Source organism: Gordonia sp. (in: high G+C Gram-positive bacteria), from assembly GCF_049299075.1.
Classification (GTDB): Bacteria; Actinomycetota; Actinomycetes; order Mycobacteriales; family Mycobacteriaceae; genus Gordonia.
In genome coordinates this window covers 1-2,397 of record NZ_JBAQWU010000077.1, presented here as the reverse complement: position 1 = coordinate 2,397, position 2,397 = coordinate 1, and the positions used below count along the sequence as shown (strand labels likewise).

General features: G+C 67.5%; 2 protein-coding genes. Both read left to right on the top strand.

Annotated features, from left to right (window positions below; all coding sequences use genetic code 11):
- Positions 1–305: 305 nt before the first annotated feature.
- The gene (locus WAW85_RS02730; RefSeq protein ID WP_422558123.1) at positions 306–743 is read left to right on the top strand and encodes a rhodanese-like domain-containing protein; all 438 of its coding nucleotides are present in this window, start codon (positions 306–308) and stop codon (positions 741–743) included.
- A 47-nt stretch (positions 744–790) separates the two neighbouring features.
- Complete coding sequence (lysS, locus tag WAW85_RS02725) at positions 791–2,314, top strand: lysine--tRNA ligase (RefSeq protein ID WP_422558122.1); 1,524 nt, start codon at positions 791–793, stop codon at positions 2,312–2,314.
- The last annotated feature ends 83 nt before the right edge of the window (positions 2,315–2,397 follow it).

Sequence of the window (2,397 nt, the reverse complement as noted above, 5' to 3'; positions counted from 1 at the left end):
ACCGCCGACGGCGAGCGCACCGGCCGCGGCCGCGCCCGCCTGCAGAAAGGTACGGCGCGAGTGGCGGTGGCATGAATCTGACATGGCCCACACATTAACGCCCGGCACCGGCGCCGGTGCGTAGACGGGCAACCCGCATTCCGTGCGCGGTGCACAAAACTCTTGGCAGTCCGGCGTTCGGCTGGCAGACTGAGCGTCGTGATCTACGAGATGTGCATGGAGTGTTGTTGCTGATCTGGGCCCCGACCCGATCGCCCTTCGTCGACCTCCCCACTCGTTTCGATCCTTGTCAGGATGTATTTCCGATGACCCTCACTCTTGCCGTTTCCCGGGCCGCCGCCCTTCCCGCTACCCCGGTGGTGTCGGTGACCGCTCCCCACCGACCGCTGTCGGTGCGTCCCAACGAGTTCGCCGCAGCGATCGGCGACGGCGCCGTCGTCGTGGATCTGCGCGGCGCACCGGAACGACGGACCGCCGGTGCACTGCTTGGTGCGTTGGCACTGGATCTCGATGAGGCGCTGGCCGCTCTCAGTCCGGGCGGCAGCGCAGCCCTGCGCTCGGCGACTGCCGAGGCCCGCTGGCTTCTGGTGACCGACGACGGCCACGACGCCGAATGGGTGGCCTGGCATCTGCAGGCCCGCGGAGTGGCTGGTGCGCGGTTCTTGCTGGGCGGTCACCGGGCGCTGCGAGCTGCCCGAATCGCACCGGCGGACGCGTCGGACGCGCACGAATTCTTCTCCTGAACCATCAATTCTCCCTTGGCCAGCGCGGTGGCCTAATCTAGTACCTCGTGAGTGATGGCCAGAATCCCCGCCCCGAGAACGACGACCAGACGCCCGAGCAGTTGCGCATCCGTCGGGAGAAGCGCGAGCGGATTCTGAGTGAGGGGCGCGAGGCCTATCCGGTCGGCGTCGCCCGCACCCACACCCTCGCTGAGCTGCGCGCGCAATACCCGGACCTGGAAGCCGGCACTGAAACCGGCGTGCGGGTCGGCGTCGCCGGCCGCATCATCTTTCTGCGTAACAAAGGCAAGCTGTGCTTCGCCACGCTGCAGGAGGGCGACGGCACCCAGCTGCAGGCCATGATCAGTTTCAACGGCGTCGGCGAGGAATCGCTGGTGCGTTGGAAGTCCGACGTCGATCTCGGTGACATCGTCTATGTGCACGGCGAGGTGATCAGCTCGCGCACCGGTGAACTCTCGGTCATGGCCGATGAGTGGGCGATGGCCGCCAAGGCGCTGCGCCCGCTGCCGGTGGCGCACAAGGAGATGAATGAGGAGTCGCGCGTCCGGCAACGGTACGTCGACCTGATCGTGCGCCCGGAGGCCCGCGAGATGGCCCGGCTGCGGGTGCAGGTGATGGCCCAGCTGCGCGCGTTCATGACCGGGCGGGACTTCCTGGAAGTCGAGACGCCGATGCTGCAGACCCTGCACGGCGGGGCCGCCGCTCGCCCGTTCGTCACCCGCTCGAACGCCTTCGACTTGGACCTGTACCTGCGGATCGCGCCGGAGCTCTTCCTGAAGCGGTGCGTGGTCGGTGGCATCGACCGCGTCTTCGAAGTGAACCGCAACTTCCGTAACGAGGGCGCCGACTCTACGCACTCGCCGGAGTTCGCGATGATGGAGACCTATCAGGCGTACGGCGACTACAACGACTCCGCGACGATGACCCGTGAGTTGATCCAGGCGGTCGCGTTGGGCGCCGTCGGCACGCTCGCCCCGACCATGCCCGACGGCTCCACCTACGATCTGGGCGGTGAGTGGCTGAACATCGAGATGTACCCGTCGCTGTCGGAGGCGCTGGGCCGCGAGATCGTGCCTGCGCAGACGAGCGTTGGCGAGTTGCTCGCGATCGCCGCTGAGGTGGGCCTGGAAGTGCCCAAGGATAAGGGCTACGGCCACGGCAAGCTCGTTGAGGAACTGTGGGAGCACCTGGTCGGGTCGAAGCTCGACCAGCCGGTCTTTGTTCGCGACTTCCCGGTGGAGACCTCGCCGCTGGTCCGCGCCCACCGCAGCGTGCCCGGCGTGGTGGAGAAGTGGGACCTGTACGTGCGCGGGTTCGAGCTGGCCACCGGCTACTCCGAGTTGGTGGACCCGATCATTCAGCGTGAACGCTTCGTCGATCAGGCGCGGCTGGCTGCCGCTGGCGACGACGAGGCGAAGGTCCTCGACGAGGAGTTCCTGACTGCCATGGAGTACGCCATGCCGCCGACCACCGGTACCGGCATGGGCATCGACCGCCTCTTGATGGCCTTGACCGGCCTGGGCATTCGCGAGACCGTGCTCTTCCCCCTGGTCAAGCCCCGCGCCGACTAGTACCCAACTCCCAGCCTCCTGCGCCCGTCCCGCTTCCTGAGCTTGCCGAAGGACGCCGCCCGGCTCCGCCGTCGAGATGTGGC